Origin of the sequence: Paenibacillus xylanilyticus (assembly GCF_009664365.1) — a bacterium.
Classification (GTDB): Bacteria; Bacillota; Bacilli; order Paenibacillales; family Paenibacillaceae; genus Paenibacillus; species Paenibacillus xylanilyticus_A.
This window is the reverse complement of sequence record NZ_CP044310.1, coordinates 4,095,001-4,111,351: the sequence shown is the minus strand read 5'-3', so window position 1 is coordinate 4,111,351 and position 16,351 is coordinate 4,095,001. Positions and strand designations below refer to the sequence as shown.

The following is a 16,351-nucleotide window of genomic DNA, read 5'->3' as shown; positions in this document are numbered from 1 at the left end:
TAAACAATGACCAATTGGAGGAGATAGAGATGAACAAAAAGACAAAAACATGGGTGATATCCGGCGTCGCAGCAATCGCAATTCTTGGGGGCGGAGGTTACTATTTCGCTAACAGTTATATGGGAAACAACGTAGATATTGAGCAGGTACTACCAGCAAGCACCGCAGCATCCACAACGGAAGCAGGCACAGGTACGACGGTTGCTAATGAAGCAGCAGCAGGCGCGGAGCAATTAAACGGGGATTGGACCATCAGCGAAGGCTCGAAGGTGTATTTCTCGGTAACGACATCACAGGAGACCGTCAATTTTGTGGACGAGCAGGTAAGCGGAACCTGGGCGATTAATGTGGACGATGCTTCCCAGATGAAAGCGGAAGGTCAGATTGAGATGAGCGGAATTGATTCGGGTAACAGTCAGCGCGATGGTCACGTGAAAGAAGCTGATTTCTTCGATGTTAGTACACATCCGCAAGCGACTTTTACGGCCACTTCTTTTGAAGGCATGCCAGCGGAATGGACTGCAGGGCAAACCGTGGATTTTAAAATGAACGGTACCCTTACGGTTAAAGGCGTCGAAAAAGAGGTTACTTTTGATGCAAAGGCTGCCTATGAAAATGGTCAGGTACTGCTGTCTGCCACGACGACGGTAACTTTCGAAGACTTCGGTATGGAGAACCCTCACTCTGTTGTATTATCCACAGAGAATGATATTCAGGTCCAACTGGAACTGAAGCTTGACAAATAAGTGATTTGTTCATGAAACGGACAAGACACGGATCCTGAATTCAAAATAGGATTACTGTTGATCCCGTCCCATCGGAAGGAATAATACAAATAGTAAACCTGTCCCAGATGCCGTAGGCAAAGGGTCAGGTTTTTTTGCGTTACGGCGTTGTTCTAACACAGGAGAAGCAGAGAGACTCAATGGTCCGGGGGGTTCGGCTAGCAGCAAATGATATTAAACTGTTTGAAATAACTGCTGTTTCCTTTGGAAAATGCCGTGTTCCTGCTTGATCTAAAGCGCTTACAATAGTATAGATTTCATCATTGATTCAATCATGTTCAGTCAATCGAAAAGGGGGAGATCAAGAGTGAACAAGAAATACATAAGCGGCTGCCTGGTCTTACTCATGCTGTTCTGTGAGTTGGGCTTCTGGGTACGTCCGGCTGGGGCAGCAGGGGTAAACGTTGCATTGAATAAACAGGTTACCGTGAGTGCAGAAGATCTGCAATACAATGGCAACAAGGAAAATGCCGTGGACGGGAGCGCCGACACCAAATGGAGTGCAGACAGCAGGAATGAAGCGGAGCAGCCTCATTGGTTAATGGTCGATCTGGGAGGAACGTACCAGGTATCGGGAGCTGAGGTGACATGGAAAGATAAAGGCCAGGTGGTACAGTACCATATTGAAGTGTCAGCAGATGGCGCTCTATGGACAACGGCTGCAGATCAACGAACGAACGAAACAGCAGAAGACATCGCGAAGGTGAGTTTTCAGGCTAACGACGTGAGGTATGTGAAGGTTACGATTCCATATTATGCTGGAACAGATTGGTGGCCAGGCATTGCCGAATTGAAAGTCTGGGGGCAAGAAGAGGGGCTTACGCCAGAACTTATTACATCGTATTCTCCAATTACTGTTTCCACCCTAAAAGGTATTGCACCCGTAATGCCTGCTGAAGTGCAGGCTCATTATGCAAATGGAAAGACGGCAGATGTTCCCGTGTCATGGAAGGCGATAGATCCGATTCAATATTCTTCCGCTGGAAGCTTCACGGTTACGGGGGATGTATATGGAGCGCCTACTCAACCGGTAGCTAATATTCAGGTTGGGGGATACCGGAATGATTTTGTACGTGGGGTGGACATCTCAACCTTAACGGCAATTGAAGACAATGGCGGTAAATATCTGGACAGTAATGGGACGGAAAGGGATCTGCTCGACATCCTTAAGGACCGCGGCGTGAACTATGTTCGTCTCCGACTGTGGAATGATCCACAGAAGTCAGGTGGATACAATGATAAAGATGATGTAATTCGACTAGCTAAACGTGTTAAGGAAAAGGGAATGAAGATCCTGCTGGATTTCCATTATTCCGATGAGTGGGCTCATCCAGGTCAGCAGCTTCGGCCGAAGGCATGGGAGGGCTTATCCTTTGAAGAACTGAAACAGGCGGTATTCAATTATACGTCTGAAGTCGTAGGTGAGATGAAATCCTCCGGTGCCATGCCGGACATGGTTCAGATCGGGAACGAAATTAACAGCGGTGTTCTAAATGGCCTGAACAGCAATGTGAATTTTGATGAGAATGTTGCCTTGCTGAAGAGCGGTGTAGATGGGGTGCGCGCTGTTGATGGTGGAGATCAGGTTCAGATCATGATTCATCTGGCAGAAGGCGGCAAACCGGAGCTGTTCGATTGGTACTTTGGAGAACTGGAGAAGCGCGGACTGAAGTATGACATCATTGGGTTATCCTACTATCCGTTCTGGCATGGAACCTTCGCAGACGTACGGAAGACAATGAATACAGTCTCCGCCAAATATAAAAAAGACGTAATCATTGCCGAGACCTCATATCCGTTTTCCTACAAAAATGGAGATGCCCACGGCAACATCATTGGCAGTCCAGAGGCGCTGAATGTGGGAGGTGCGACTTTCCCGGCTACGGTGCAAGGTCAGCATGATGCCATCGCCGGCATTATGGATATGATTGCAGAAGTTCCTCATGGTCGTGGAGCGGGCTTCTTCTACTGGGAGCCGGCATGGATTGCCGCCAATGTGGGTTGGATTGCTTCAGAGGGAGATGCATGGGAGAACCATGCCATGTTTGACTATGATGAGTACCCTGCCAATGGAGGGTACTCGTTCGAAGGTCGTGCCTTGGAATCACTGAATGTGTACAAACGAGGGATGGATACCCTGCCTGTAGACCGCCAGCAATTATGGGCAGCCATTAAACGCGGAAGTGAAATGGTGGCTTCTGATTATACGCCGTCTAGCTGGATAACCCTGGCACCAGCCATTCAGACAGCGAAGAACACATATCATAAAGCCTATACCTCAGAGGTTCTGACACAACAGGAGACTGATGAAGCTGCAGCAGCACTCGAAGCCGTTATGCAGCAGCTTGAAGTTATTCCGGCTGATCGGAAGGCGCTTGAAGGCAAAATTGCAGAAGCTGAATCATACCATGAAGCAGATTGGTCAATGGCAACATGGGCCGTTTTTAGCAAAGCTCTCGTCAAGGCTAAACAAGTACTGGCTGATCCAAGAGCGACCCAGACCGAAGTGAATCAGGCAGTAATTCATTTGGAGAAAGCCATTCAGGGTTTGTCCGATGTAGACAAGACTCTGCTTATACAGCTCATCGAAGAGACTCAGCAGCAGAGTGAATCATCGTATACTTACCGAAGCTGGAGCCTTTTGCAGACGGCGCTGCAGGCAGCCATTGTGGTAAGAGACAAACCTGATGCCATCCAGTCTGAAGTTAATCGAGCACTGGAACAGCTTCAGCAAGCCGGTCGTGACCTTGTTCAACTCGAAGCCTTAACAACAGGGAAGACAGCAACAGCCTCCACGAGTGCAGGAACAGGCGGCGGACAGAGTAACTCACCTGACGGGGCGATTGACAGCAACCCGAATACATCATGGGGAACGGATCAAAGTGTAGGCAGCTGGTGGCAGGTGGACCTGGGCACCATTGCCAATATTCGTAAGTTAGAAATGTCCATGTGGAGTGGAGGCATCAAATACAGAATCGAAGTTTCTGAAGACAATGAAAATTATGTCACGGTGGTGGATACCACAAGCGATGTCGTTGTATCCACCAGTCCAAGGCACATACTGCCGGAAAACACTCAGGCACGTTATATTCGGGTTACCATCACGGCTGGTTCGACATGGGTAGGATTCATGGATTTTGAGGCATATGGAACATTCCCTGCAGACAAAACTGCTCTTCAGATGACCGTGGACTCCGCGTCCAAGCTTCAGCAAAATCAATACACGGCTGCGAGTTGGAGCAGATTGGAGGAGGCGCTGACTACAGCCAAGGAATGGATGGACGATATCGAAGCTTCAGTTCAGAATATCAGTGAAGCGGACAGTGCATTAAAAGAAGCCATGCGTCAGTTGGTCCGGCAGGAGTCAACCTCTGGACCATCGCAACCAGTCCAACCGTCACAACCATCCTCACCAGGAAATCCAGCGGTTACAGTACCTGGACCTGAAACGGAACATCAGACCGAAAAGGGTTCTACCCTAATCAAAGGAGTTTTGACCGGGAAAGATCAGTATTCTGTTTCACTGAACGAAGAGCAGCTGATTCAATTGGTTAAAGGGCTGGAAGCAGGAAACCAACAGCTGCGTTTGGTCGCAGACGTTGCTGAGCCATACCAAGCAGTCACATTCCAATTGCCTGTTGGAGCATGGGTTCAGACGCAGGCGTTACAGACACTGGAACTGAGAGTGGGCCAGACATCGGTACGCATACCGATGAAATCACTTCAGGAGATGCATGCATCGACTGCCAAAACACTGGATGTGGTGATATCGAAGGGATCCACTGCGAATCTATCCAAGCAGCAAAAAGCAGTGATCGGTAATCACTCCGTTATCGACGTCAAACTGTTGGTGGATGGCAAAGTGCTGCCTTGGACGGATCGAGCGATTGAGATCGCATTTTCGGATATAGCTAAACCGGAGACAGCGAATACAGTTCCCGTTGTTCAATCCTTATCGCCAGATGGTCAGATGAAGACAGTTCTGTATTCCGCTTATGATGATTCTGCACAGGTCATGACGTTCAAGCCGCTTCAATCCGGTTCATTCGTAATTGTAGAGATGAATGTGCCTTTGACGGATATACAAGCACATTCTTGGGCAGTAAATGAAGTGAAAAGTTTGTATGCTAAAGGAATTGTCTCCGGAATGTCCGGTAACCGTTTCGATCCGTTGGGTGAGCTGACCAGAGCCCAGTTCTTGCATATGGTTGTGCAGGGAATTGGTGAGTCTCATGTTCCGAACAAAACCGGATATATGTTAAGTGATGTATCCGAAGGACAATGGTATACGGATTCGATTCGTCTAGGTTTGGAGATGAACATTATTCAGGGACGCCCTGACGGATCGTTTGGAGTGCATGAGCGGGTTACCCGTGAAGAAATGGCGGTTATCCTGGAACGTGCCATGCAAGCTGTGAAGCAGGATGCAACGTCCGATTTGGATGTATCCACTGGGGAGTTCAGGGATAACGAAGATATAGCAGGTTATGCGAAGCAAGCCGTGTCATCCATGCAGCAGTTAGGTTTATTGAAGGGCATGGGCGATGGAAACTTCGCTCCCAAACAGACGGCTAACCGTGCACAAGGTGCTGTTGTCGTCGCCAGAATGATGGAACTGCTATATTGATATAGTGAAGCAATGAAATATAGACCTGTCTTAAGGCTGCGGCCAAGAGACGGGTCTTTTATTTTTTAGGAGTTCATTAATGTCATATTGACATTATCATCGTTGTTTGTTATCATTTCGATAATATCATAATGACAATATTAAGAAATGGGGAATGAACGATGTTTGGATTCCGATTCGTGAAGTTTCAACCCAGTGAATATGTAATGAAAATTAAAAATGGCAAGGTGCAGCGTGAAGGTGTAGGACTGTCCTTTTATTATTATGAGCCTACAACGTCGGTTGTTGTCCTGCCTGTATCATCCGTCGATGTTCCGTTTATGTTCGAAGAAATTACGGCGGACTATCAAACGGTGACGGTTCAGGGCCAATTGAGCTACCGCATCGTGGATTACCTGAAAATAACGCAAAGCTTAAATTACACGTACAACTTACGCAAAAACAAATATATCTCTGACGATCCTGGCAAGCTTGATCAACGTGTGATTACGACTGCCAAAGTATTAACCAAGAAGCACTTGGAGCAGATGCCATTGAAGGAGGCCATTCAATCCAGTGAACGGCTTGCAAGCAGCATGAAGCGCGAAGTGGTGCAAAGTGAGGAGCTTGAAAAATTGGGCGTTGAGCTGATGAGTCTATCCATTCTGGCCATTTTGCCGAATAAGGAAACGATGCGGGCGCTGGAGGCACAGGCAAGAGAAGAAATTTTACGTCAAGCGGATGAAGCATTATATGTGCGCCGCAATGCCTCCATTGAGCAGGAGAGACGAGTGAAGGAAAACGAGCTCAATACGGAAATAGCTGTGGAAACGAAAAAGCAGCAGATCAGGGAGACACAGTTACAGGCGGAGCGATCGGTCAAACAGAAAGAAAATGAAATGGAGCAGGAGCAGCTTCAATTCAACACGGCCATGGAGGAACGGAGACAGCAGCTCATTGAATTGACCATTGCCAACCAAAATGCTGAAGCGGACGCGAAAGCCTATGAAATTGCTGCTGTTATGAGATCTTTGCAGGATGTTGAACCGAATGTGCTTCAAGCAATGGCTAATATGGGAATGAACTCGGATAAGCTAATTGCGCTGGCATTTCAGGAATTGGCAGAGAATGCAGGGAAAATTGGTCAGCTCAACATTTCGCCTGATCTGCTGCAGGGCTTAATGTCGACACCTGGAAGAGAGAAGGGAGGCCATGCACGATGAGACTGGGGAACTCCAATAAATCTTCACGTACACAGCATGCTGACCAAAACCATCTTGGTGATGCCAAGCTGATTCTGGTCAAACGGAGAACAAGATTGGAAGAACTCGTGGTGCGTTATAACACGGTGCAGCAGGCTCAATTTTACATTGAACGTCTTGGTGCCGATTTCAGTGATTATATTGAGGAAGATCGACGTTATCGACATGCCGTGCTGCAGGCCCAGCATCAGCTGGGTCAACTCGGCCGGGTACAGACCATTGACCGGGAACATGTGCCCAATTTTATATTCGGAGAACAGGACATCGTTGTGGTTGTAGGGCAGGATGGACTGGTGGCGAATACGCTCAAATATGTGACGGAACAGCCGCTCATCGGCGTGAATCCCGATCCCATGCGATGGGATGGCGTACTTCTTCCTTTTACGGTAGAGGATCTGAAGATGATTATCCCGGATGTCATGCGCAGGCAGCGTTCCTTGAAAGAAGTAACCTTGGCAAAAGTGGAACTTAACGACGGACAGTTTCTGTACGGGGTGAACGATCTGTTCATCGGACGGAAGACCCATGTCTCAGCCAGGTATGAGGTCCGTCTGGGCTCCTCGGTAGAACAGCAGTCATCAAGCGGTATTATAGTTTCCACAGGGCTCGGATCGACAGGCTGGTTCAAGAGTGTGCTGGCTGGAGCAGCCGGCATTGTGGGGTCCGAAGCTTGGAAGCATATGCACATCAATAATGATGTTAACGCTTTTAGTCCGGTTACCCGCGGGAATCAAGGAGAGAACTTTGGGTGGGATGCGCCCTATTTGTACTTTACAGTTCGTGAACCGTTCCCGAGCCGGACAACAGCAGTTAACCTGGTGTTTGGTCAGGTTCATCCGAAACAGCCCCTGCGCATCGTATCGCAAATGCCTGAAGATGGGGTCATTTTTAGCGATGGTGTGGAACAGGACTTTCTAGAATTCAACTCGGGGGTGGAGGCCACCATTGGTCTGGCAGAGAAGCGGGGGCGTCTTGTCGTTTAATCGTTTATTGCCATCAAAGATTGTTCAAGTATCACGTAAATCCTTTAAGGCCTGAAGATCATGGATAATGATCTGTTTTCGATCTACTTCAAGCAGATTCTCCTTCGTGAGCTGATTCAACAAACGATTGGCTGTTTCCCTGGTCGTGCCAATGGAATTGGCGAATTCCTGATGTGTCATGGGCAAGTTGATAATGATTTTGTGACCGGAAGGCTGACCGTGCTGCTCAGCTAACATCAGCAGGAAGGAGAGCACACGATTACGGACGTCTTGACCGGATAGCACCTGCAGTTTATCCTGCAGTTCGCGAATTTTATCACCGAGCACCCGCATGATTTTGATCGCAATGGTTGGTGTATTTAGCATAAGGCGTTCAAACAGCCTGACAGGGATCGCAATCAGTTCCACAGGCGTGATGGCTTCTGCTGTAGCAGGATAAGGATGGGCATTGAAGAACCCGGTATGCGGAAACATGTCTCCCGTTTTCAAAAAGGAAACGATCTGCTCATGCCCATTCTCATCTGTTTTAAACGCTTTTACGATACCCGTTCGGATAAAAAATACAGCTTCCTTTTCGGTGCCTTCGGAAAAAATAACCGCTTTTTTATGAATGGATCGGGAAATGGCGATATCCTCCACCTGCTTCAATTCCTCAGGACTTAGATCCTGGAAAATGGGGAACTGTTGAAGAAACTCTGCTGCCGTATCTTTGTTTTCCCTGCTCATCAAGATTCATCCTTTCTATATACATGGCCAGTGGCTGCATCTACTGCTATTCATGGCAGCACTTGGATAGTTGAGATGATGTAGTTCGCCTATGAATGATTTAAGGTACCATGTGCATTTGTTTTCTTTTCACATTGTACAGGAAGTCTGTTCTTAGTGAAATCAGTCTTACTCTATCTTACGGGTGGTCTGCCTGATGTTTGTGGGGGAACAACCCAGGTTAATGAAAGGATAGATGTGATATAGACTTGAGAGGGGATGACCCGGATGTGGGCTGCATTCATGTGGGGAGGCATCTCCGCTTCAGCCGTAGTTATTGGTGCTCTTGCTGCACTTTTTCTCAAGATCCCTAAACGGGTGATTGGCTGGATTATGGCATTCGGTACGGGAACATTGATTGGGGCAGCTTCATTTGAACTGATTGGCGATGCCCTGAATGACGGAGGGATTATACCGACAGCAATAGGATTTACAGCGGGTGCTGTTGTGTACACCTTGTTCGATCTGCTTATTTCCAGCAAGGGTGGTGGTGGGCGCAAACGTTCAGCACACTCGAAGACTGGAGACAGCAGTCAGAGCGGGCTCGGTATTTTTGCAGGTACGGTGATGGATGCCATTCCTGAATCCATTATGCTGGGAGCAAGTTTACTGACCGGCAAGGGTGTGAGTGTGGTGCTCATCGTTTCCATATTTGTAAGCAATATACCTGAAGGGTTGTCAAGCACCGTGGGTTTGCGGGGCAATCACTATTCCAAATCTAGAATCATCGTGATGTGGCTTGGTGTACTGTTGATTTCGGCGCTTGCGGCCCTAGGCGGGTATCTTTTTCTGGAACAGCTTCCGGATGAAATGGCTGCGGCCATTGGCGCATTTGCAGGGGGCGGCATTATCGCCATGATCTGTTCTACCATGATGCCTGAAGCTTTTGAAGAAGGTGGTCCTGTCGTAGGCTTCATTGCTTCCATGGGGCTGCTTGTATCCCTGCTGCTTGATCTGTAAGAAAGAAGCATGCCATAAAAGAGTATTCGCTCCCATACATTTTGAGATGCGGATACTCTTTTATCTCAACAGAGAATAATACAGCCTGCGAGGATGGCCATATTTTATTTTTTAAAGTGAAATTATTCACAAACGATACAAGACCATGCCGAAACCATGTCTCGTGTACCACAGCCCGATGCGGACAATTGTGACTGAAACAGACTCTCCCTAACGCCTCAAGATTCAAAATTCCCGTAAATAGTCACGTTTCTTGTACTACGCGATGGAGTTACTTATAATTTTAGGTAGCGCCGGATGGGAAATATTGAGGGTTGAAATTTTTGTTTACTGCCATGCGGATGAAAGCCAAATAAAATTCCGTCGAAGAAAGGAGTCGGTTTATTAATGAAGCGATTTGTGGACGAAGGGGCCTATAAATATAATTTTTATTGGGTACTCCGCCGAGGTGAGCGTGTGGATGTCACATGTCAATCCTGTGGTGGTCATGCGTATATTGAAGAATGTCAGGATGAAATCACGTGGAAGTGCTCGTCATGTTATGCGCATGGGGTGGAGAAACAAGTGTATCAGTATCATGCCAAGGGTAATTGTACTCTCTGTGAACGATGGTTCAATGTTGAGGTAACAGATGAGAAAAAAATATCACATAAATCAACGCACATCCATTGTCCGCACTGCGGCGCAGTCAATCAGGCCGAGCTGCATAGCAAGCCGGTTTGCAGAAGATATATTATGGACACCCGTGACGGGAGAGACCCCGTTTTTGGGATGGAGTTATATTTCCTGGACCACGTTCGAGGAAAATTGGTATGGGCTGTTAACAGGGCACATTTAAATTATCTGATTTCGTATGTTTCCGCCGATCTGCGGGTACGACGTGGAAATGTGCCGTTAAAAACAGCATCACATTATCTACCTGTATATATGAAGGAAGCAAAAAACAGGGATCAAATGGTGCGTACACTCACCAAGCTTCAGCACAAAACGGGCTAAGGATGATGCTGTACATGTTTGAAGGAGGAAAGGAATGAAATTGCGCGGCAAGCTGCTTACTTTGGCTATTATTTTAGGGATCCTGATGATCCCGGCCTTTTTTATTTTACAAACGTTTGGTGTGTTCCAAAAAGAAAAAGTTTTATCAGACTATGCGCTCGCGATCGATGTGGATGGAAAACCGTATGATGCATGGCCGCTGATCAACAGTTTCGCTGCCATGGATAAGAGCGGAGATCATCGCCAGCTGTATTACCGGGTGGATATGAGTGATATTAACTACCTTTTTCAATTGGCTTATCAGGAGTATGACATTACACCCGACAACGAGAATCCCTATTTGGCAGGGAAGGTGGACTACCATAGCCTTGAAACCACGTATGTGAAATCGGAAATGGAATATTCCAATGCCAAGGATTACACCACCTTCCTTCATTTTTACAACAAAGAAGGACAGGAGATTTATACTTATGAATCTACGGGCAAGGGCGATGGGAGTCTGGTACAATCCATTATTCATCAAGGGATGACTCGCTCTCATAACGGAGGAAGTGAGCCGGCACGTGACCCGTACCTGAACATTACGGCACTATTTCACGATAAGCTGAATGTGGATGTCAACCTGACGGTAGATGAAGAAAAGAAAATTGTATGGATACGAATGAATAAAGCGGAGGCGAGACCATGAATTTGTTTGGCGTACATAATGGACCTGCATATCTGGAAGGGATCGTTAAGAAAGTAACGGATGGGGAGAACCAGGAAGTGGAGTGGAAAGGCAAGTTGCAAATGAATGATGGCCATGACAAGTTCCATATCTTTTATTATGGTGACTTGATGGAAGATGATCTGATAACCTGGCAGGATTCGACACCGTTAATTGTATATGCCGAACACACGGTGACTGGAGAGCGTTACCTGCTTATTGATGCAGCCAAACATGGTTATGATGCGATGCTGTGTGAAACTTATCCGCAGGAAGAGCTGAGCAAAAGGACGCTGCGTCCTTATCTGGACGTAGAAGGAGAAGATACGTTTGAAGTTCACTTGTCCGCCTTTTATAACGTTCCATGGGATGAGGAATTCGGTGAAGATGTGGATGAAGACGGAACCTACGAATTGATTACGGGTGAACATATGGATTTTGACCAGGTTAAACGGGATGGATATGATGCATTCTCGATTCGTATCGTGAATCGTAAAGGCGTAACTACGGAAATTGTTCAGGAGGAGCTTGCCTGATTGTTCATTTGAATTATAGGACAGAGATCGGATTGGAAGATAGGAGATGTCGTTCATGTACGTGGTAAGTCATAGGTTAAAACCGGTATCAGCGGAGGAGCTTGGACATTTTGAGCAGCAGTATTCTGTATCATTGCCTGCATCCTATCGTCAGTGGCTTGAACAATATGGAGAAGGAACCTATTCGGGTTGGATGAATATCCAGCGGCCCGATCAGGAGGTATTGAAGCCTTTTGCAGAGTATGATTTTTGGATGCATACCGAAGATACGCCTGTCAGTCAAGATCAGTTGAAGGAGTGCATTAGTATTGGCAGTTCTGTGGATGGAGATTTTCTGGCCATTCATCCGGAGATTGACGGTCTGCTGTGGCTCCCTCGCCACGATGAACAGATTACGTTGTGGGAACATACCGAATCCGAATTTGGAGATATGCTGGATAAGATCTATGCTGGATACTACCGCCAAGCTGCTCCAAACACGTTAAGATATTATGAACCGTGGAATGAGCTGAGGAATCATACCTTTTACCACTTGCAGGATAACGGGGAAGAGCTCTCCCTCCACCACTTGTCCAAGTTATGCCAATCGCAGTTCAAGTGGGATGCCGTGATGGAAAATGAATATACCTGTAAGCTGTTTATGGCTTCAATCGGTGGATACCTGCGTTTTAATTACGCGTATGGGAGAGAAGTTGCTCTTTTCTATGAGGAAACGGACGGCAACTGCGGTACAACAGATTACGACATCGAACAATTTTTGCTCGCACATCACTGTAAAATCATGAATTGACACGGAGTGGAGGACTCACGGATGAGTTGGTTAAACGAACAGATCGCGGAGCAGTGGAGGAATGAAGGGAGACGCTATGCCCAGAGTGTAAATGATTTTGTGCGCAGAGGTATGGCGGGAGAAGAGCCGGATGAATCCGAGCTGACAGACGACGGAAGAGCCGGAATCAGTGCGCAAGTGTGGGACATGGTGAAGAAGGCCAATGAGCAGAACGATCTGCAAAGACTGCGTACGGAGTTGCCAGCAGCGACTTGGCCTTTCAATGAAACCTTCCAGTCATCCATGCAGGCCGTGCGTGTAGCCGGATATCTGAATAACAGTACCGTTGTGTTCAATAGTGGTTTTCATACAGATCAAGGTTGTGTGTATACTGCGGATTCCGAGCAAGTACTTTCTTTTCCGCAATATCAATTTGCGGGCCAGTCCCCGGATGCTGCACAGTATGCTCTGGCAGGCAGTGAGGGGATTCGGGTGATAACGCATCCAGATCCTCATCTGGAAGGAAAAGAAGTGGCCATGTTCCGCTGGGACGAGATTCAATCGGCTATTCACCAGGCGCTGCCTCGAATTGAATCTCTTGCAGACTGTGAATACCCGGAGCGCACACTTGAAGGGCTTATTCCATTTGATGAAGGTCAGGCCCTCCTCATTTTGTCCACTTACGGAATTTATCTGGTGAAACATGGCAAGGTATCTCCAATTCATCCGGATCCTGCAGAGGTGGAGGAGCATGAATTGGAGGATACACAAATTTCTATGGGTCACTCTGCGGTATCACAGGATGGGCGATGGATTGCGTTTGGCAGTCAGGTCAGTGACCATATGCTTCTGGATCTTGAACGTAATCATACTTATTCTCTCTATCCGGAGTCCAGCTATCCGCATCATGCGTTATTTACCAAAGATAGCCGGATGGTATGGTTTAATGCATGTCATTTTTATAATGGAGTTACAATGCAGGTGGAATTGAGTGAAGTGGATGGCAATGAATCCAGAGAAGATTGGCCGATAATGGATGAGATTGCTCGTGTCTATGCTTCGGTAGAAATACCTGAAGGCATGGTTATTGGTGATGCTTACGGCTATCTCAAATGTATAGATAAGAAGGGTCAGGAGGTTTGGAGACATTTTGTAGGCAGCACCATCTATTCACTGGCACTTTCGCCTGACCAATCCAGACTTGCAGTAGGTACGTTTGGAGGGATGGTGCACATTCTTGATCTGCATGCTGACCAGATGGATGACTATAGTATAGGAACAGGAACGCTCTGTGAAGTAGAGCGCTTTATGGTATGGCGTGGAGAGCAGCCTTTACGATGGTAAAGTGGGGGATGTATGACATGCAAAAAGAAATGGGGAACGCTCATTGAGAATTGAAGAAGCTGTGCTTTTGTTGAAATGTCATGCCTTTGTTCATGACAATCTAGAGCACCCCAAGATGGAAAGCGGCTTTCTGGGAAGCCTGCGCCCTTACCGCGGGCAATTAATCGAAGAAAACTTTCACGAGTTAATGGAAATTGTCCGCACGTTGGTACCACAACTTAAGCAGCCCGCACTAAACCGGGAAGTGATGTCCTGCTTATGGAGCATTATGCATTTGGCGCGTGCATGGGCGATATCGGCTGATGGTATGCTGCGCAGGAACCAACTCATTTCGGATGAGCAAATTGCCTTAATGGAAGAATGGCTGGACCTCCTCTCTTACGCCGTCATGATTCTGATTGAAGATGGCGGTGAAGAAGAAGCGTTCTGGGGATATAAGGAATATATGCGGGAACAGGCAGAAAATGGTGAGAAGGGGAGAAGGTTGTGAAATCGGATATTCACGAAAGAATGCATGAACTGATGAATCATTTGAATGAAGTATTGGATGTTAAAGTGAAGGATGAAGAGATTAGGCAGCTATACAATGAGTATCAGGAGAAGAAAGGAGCTTCCGAGGATCGTTTGGCTGCTTTTGAAACCGAGATGCATGTCCGGCTGCCCGAAGATTTTCGCGAGTTCTACAAATGGAAAGATGGTAGCGGCTATGCCTTTCATATCCTGTATCCCGGAGATGCCGAGAGAGAGGAATGCACCCCGTTTTACATGATGTCACTTGATGAGATAAGGGAAACCAAGCAATATTTCTGTGAGCGTGATGAGAAGCTGAGTGAGTATTATTCCGCAGAAGAGATCAGCAAACTTGACCCCGAGATCAAACCTTATTTATTTCATAAACCGTGGATTCCCTTTGCGACAATGGCTGGTGGTTCCCTGTATTTGATGCTGGACTTTGACCCGGCAGAACAGGGGAGTTATGGCCAGATTATTATGTATGTACATGATCCCGATTTTGTTTATTTTATTACAGACACATTCACTAACCTGCTGAAAGATTCTAATCGTAATCTGGAGATTATGGATGAGATTGAGTACTAGGTAACTAGTGAAGTCGTAAAATCATAAATAGCAGGAACTGCCTGTAGCAGCTCCTGCAAGATTCCAAATGTTATCCCTGCTGGAAAAAGCGATGACCGTGAAAACCTCCGGGACCTCCACCTGGAGGACCACCAGGACCTCCGCCATGTGAACCACCGGGATAGCCGCCTCCAGGGAATGGTCCGTGATGTCCGCCTGGGTATCCGCCTCCCGGATGCCCTCCATGCCACCAAGGACCGCCATAGGGAATGGGCAAAGGCAGTGGGTAATATGGCGGGTATGGATAGGGGTATGGATAAGGGTAAGGATAAGGGGATGGCGGTGTTGGTGGATAATATGGATAAGGATACCCCGCAGTGGACGGAGATGAAATCGAACCAGGTCCGTATGCCATGTAATCAGCCTCCTGTTATCGAATAGATGATATCAGCCTATGCCACAATGCAATCGCATGACACTGTAGAAATAATCAGAAATATTGAACATGTAGGGGGATTGACATGAGAATAATACCTTTTCATACGGCTCCAAGCGGCGATGCCTATAGATATTTAATTGACGAATTGATTGATAGGACGGGTCGCTTTTTCCTTGTGGACAGACGACACGACATAGGGGACATTCCAGCGGAAGTGGCTAGAGTTTTCGAGAGATTAAAGCCATATCTGATTGAGCGTTGTACCACGGAAGAAATGATGATGAGGACAAGAGCATTCTACACAGAAGGAATCTATTACATATATGAATGTACGCCAGCCGCTGGACAGATTCTGAAGGAAGAGGCCGATGGTTTCCTCGATTGGCTGTATCCCTCTTTGCCAGAGGATCTGTGCTTTCTGAATGAAGACGGAAGCGATCATTTGTATACGGAAGCACATGAAGATGGATGTGGAATGCGAATTACAGAACAAGAAGCGAGAGATCTAATGAAGCGTATTCCTGGTTTAATGTTTATTATGGAAAGGTTCCCTTCCTAATGAAGCTAGAGACTGAAGCCAAAGGCAGATTGGGGTTTTGGCAAATTGCAGTTCTTTGCAGTTCAACTTGCTTAAAGTCCTGGAATAATTTACAACTAGCTAGTTAGCTAACAAAATGATATATTATTCTTCCGGCCGCAAAAGGCACGGAAAACTCTCGAAAAATATTTCGAGAAATAACTTTACAAGATATAATAAAATGTGATATATTCTAATTCCGGCCTTGATAGAGTCGGAAACGAAGTTTGATCTTTGAAAACTGAACAACGAGTGAGTAATGATCTTACTTTGTAAGATCGATGCTGAGAAATGGGTACAAGTCATCTGACTGTATGATTTTGAAGCGAAAATGAGATTTTTAATCTCGTCAGATTCAAAATGAGCTAATCGCTCTTTTCAATACTGGCTGCAAGACATTCATCCACTCAGCCGAGTTGGACCGAATGTCATGCAGGACGATGTTGCTCTGCAACATCTTTATTGGAGAGTTTGATCCTGGCTCAGGACGAACGCTGGCGGCATGCCTAATACATGCAAGTCGAGCGGAGTTGATAGGAAGCTTGC

General features: G+C 46.8%; 15 protein-coding genes and 1 rRNA gene (1 of these 16 cut by a window edge). 14 read left to right on the top strand and 2 right to left on the bottom strand.

Annotated features, from left to right (window positions below; all coding sequences use genetic code 11):
* Window positions 1-29 precede the first annotated feature (29 nt).
* The 4 genes from F4V51_RS18110 to F4V51_RS18095 all read left to right on the top strand — a co-directional run bounded on the left by F4V51_RS18110 (window position 30) and on the right by F4V51_RS18095 (window position 7,636).
* A complete protein-coding gene (locus F4V51_RS18110) occupies window positions 30-746 on the top strand; it encodes a YceI family protein (RefSeq protein WP_153979122.1) in 717 nt (238 codons plus the stop codon).
* 346 nt (window positions 747-1,092) lie between these two features.
* Entirely contained in the window at window positions 1,093-5,412 is a 4,320-nt protein-coding gene (locus F4V51_RS18105) for a glycosyl hydrolase 53 family protein (protein WP_162009955.1), read from the top strand.
* Window positions 5,413-5,573: 161 nt separating this feature from the next.
* Window positions 5,574-6,614, top strand: coding sequence for an SPFH domain-containing protein (locus F4V51_RS18100; protein WP_153979120.1), 1,041 nt, complete (start codon window positions 5,574-5,576; stop codon window positions 6,612-6,614).
* Complete coding sequence (locus F4V51_RS18095; RefSeq protein ID WP_236146588.1) at window positions 6,611-7,636, top strand: diacylglycerol kinase catalytic domain-containing protein; 1,026 nt, start codon at window positions 6,611-6,613, stop codon at window positions 7,634-7,636. Before F4V51_RS18100 ends, F4V51_RS18095 begins: the two co-directional genes overlap by 4 nt.
* 24 nt (window positions 7,637-7,660) lie before the next feature.
* Here F4V51_RS18095 and F4V51_RS18090 read toward each other — a convergent pair whose 3' ends face one another.
* Complete coding sequence (locus F4V51_RS18090; RefSeq protein WP_153979119.1) at window positions 7,661-8,362, bottom strand: Crp/Fnr family transcriptional regulator; 702 nt, start codon at window positions 8,360-8,362, stop codon at window positions 7,661-7,663.
* A gap of 267 nt (window positions 8,363-8,629) precedes the next feature.
* Between F4V51_RS18090 and F4V51_RS18085 the strand changes: the two genes are divergently transcribed.
* From F4V51_RS18085 to F4V51_RS18050, 8 genes are all read left to right on the top strand, one after another.
* The gene (locus tag F4V51_RS18085) at window positions 8,630-9,361 is read left to right on the top strand and encodes a ZIP family metal transporter (RefSeq protein WP_153979118.1); all 732 of its coding nucleotides are present in this window, start codon (window positions 8,630-8,632) and stop codon (window positions 9,359-9,361) included.
* Window positions 9,362-9,748: 387 nt separating this feature from the next.
* Window positions 9,749-10,357, top strand: coding sequence for a hypothetical protein (locus F4V51_RS18080; RefSeq protein WP_153979117.1), 609 nt, complete (start codon window positions 9,749-9,751; stop codon window positions 10,355-10,357).
* A 34-nt stretch (window positions 10,358-10,391) separates the two neighbouring features.
* Window positions 10,392-11,045, top strand: coding sequence for a hypothetical protein (locus F4V51_RS18075; RefSeq protein WP_153979116.1), 654 nt, complete (start codon window positions 10,392-10,394; stop codon window positions 11,043-11,045).
* Window positions 11,042-11,599: a hypothetical protein gene (locus F4V51_RS18070; RefSeq protein ID WP_153979115.1), complete on the top strand. Its 558-nt coding sequence runs from the start codon at window positions 11,042-11,044 to the stop codon at window positions 11,597-11,599. The genes F4V51_RS18075 and F4V51_RS18070 overlap by 4 nt, the downstream gene beginning before the upstream one ends.
* A gap of 55 nt (window positions 11,600-11,654) precedes the next feature.
* Window positions 11,655-12,389, top strand: coding sequence for an SMI1/KNR4 family protein (locus F4V51_RS18065; protein ID WP_162009954.1), 735 nt, complete (start codon window positions 11,655-11,657; stop codon window positions 12,387-12,389).
* Window positions 12,390-12,410: 21 nt separating this feature from the next.
* Window positions 12,411-13,712, top strand: coding sequence for a WD40 repeat domain-containing protein (locus F4V51_RS18060; RefSeq protein WP_153979113.1), 1,302 nt, complete (start codon window positions 12,411-12,413; stop codon window positions 13,710-13,712).
* A 43-nt stretch (window positions 13,713-13,755) separates the two neighbouring features.
* Window positions 13,756-14,202: a hypothetical protein gene (locus F4V51_RS18055; RefSeq protein ID WP_153979112.1), complete on the top strand. Its 447-nt coding sequence runs from the start codon at window positions 13,756-13,758 to the stop codon at window positions 14,200-14,202.
* Window positions 14,199-14,810 (top strand): SMI1/KNR4 family protein, encoded by a 612-nt coding sequence (locus F4V51_RS18050; RefSeq protein ID WP_321573897.1) that lies wholly within the window; start codon window positions 14,199-14,201, stop codon window positions 14,808-14,810. The genes F4V51_RS18055 and F4V51_RS18050 overlap by 4 nt, the downstream gene beginning before the upstream one ends.
* A gap of 70 nt (window positions 14,811-14,880) precedes the next feature.
* On the opposite strand, the gene F4V51_RS18045 is transcribed toward F4V51_RS18050, so the two are convergent.
* Window positions 14,881-15,204 (bottom strand): hypothetical protein, encoded by a 324-nt coding sequence (locus F4V51_RS18045; protein ID WP_153979111.1) that lies wholly within the window; start codon window positions 15,202-15,204, stop codon window positions 14,881-14,883.
* Between the two features lie 106 nt (window positions 15,205-15,310).
* On the opposite strand from F4V51_RS18045, the gene F4V51_RS18040 reads away from it, so the two are divergent.
* Window positions 15,311-15,787 (top strand): hypothetical protein, encoded by a 477-nt coding sequence (locus F4V51_RS18040; RefSeq protein WP_153979110.1) that lies wholly within the window; start codon window positions 15,311-15,313, stop codon window positions 15,785-15,787.
* 477 nt (window positions 15,788-16,264) lie between these two features.
* Window positions 16,265-16,351 (top strand): 16S ribosomal RNA (locus tag F4V51_RS18035); it runs 1,465 nt beyond the window's last position.

Bases quoted from the DNA above. Each gene is read 5' to 3' on its own strand.
- F4V51_RS18110 (WP_153979122.1), top strand. From the start codon at position 30: ATGAACAAAAAGACAAAAACATGGGTGATATCCGGCGTCGCAGCAATC.
- F4V51_RS18100 (WP_153979120.1), top strand. From the start codon at position 5,574: ATGTTTGGATTCCGATTCGTGAAGTTTCAACCCAGTGAATATGTAATG.
- F4V51_RS18095 (WP_236146588.1), top strand. From the start codon at position 6,611: ATGAGACTGGGGAACTCCAATAAATCTTCACGTACACAGCATGCTGAC.
- F4V51_RS18090 (WP_153979119.1), bottom strand. From the start codon at position 8,362: ATGAGCAGGGAAAACAAAGATACGGCAGCAGAGTTTCTTCAACAGTTC.
- F4V51_RS18085 (WP_153979118.1), top strand. From the start codon at position 8,630: ATGTGGGCTGCATTCATGTGGGGAGGCATCTCCGCTTCAGCCGTAGTT.
- F4V51_RS18080 (WP_153979117.1), top strand. From the start codon at position 9,749: ATGAAGCGATTTGTGGACGAAGGGGCCTATAAATATAATTTTTATTGG.
- F4V51_RS18075 (WP_153979116.1), top strand. From the start codon at position 10,392: ATGAAATTGCGCGGCAAGCTGCTTACTTTGGCTATTATTTTAGGGATC.
- F4V51_RS18070 (WP_153979115.1), top strand. From the start codon at position 11,042: ATGAATTTGTTTGGCGTACATAATGGACCTGCATATCTGGAAGGGATC.
- F4V51_RS18065 (WP_162009954.1), top strand. From the start codon at position 11,655: ATGTACGTGGTAAGTCATAGGTTAAAACCGGTATCAGCGGAGGAGCTT.
- F4V51_RS18060 (WP_153979113.1), top strand. From the start codon at position 12,411: ATGAGTTGGTTAAACGAACAGATCGCGGAGCAGTGGAGGAATGAAGGG.
- F4V51_RS18045 (WP_153979111.1), bottom strand. From the start codon at position 15,204: ATGGCATACGGACCTGGTTCGATTTCATCTCCGTCCACTGCGGGGTAT.
- F4V51_RS18040 (WP_153979110.1), top strand. From the start codon at position 15,311: ATGAGAATAATACCTTTTCATACGGCTCCAAGCGGCGATGCCTATAGA.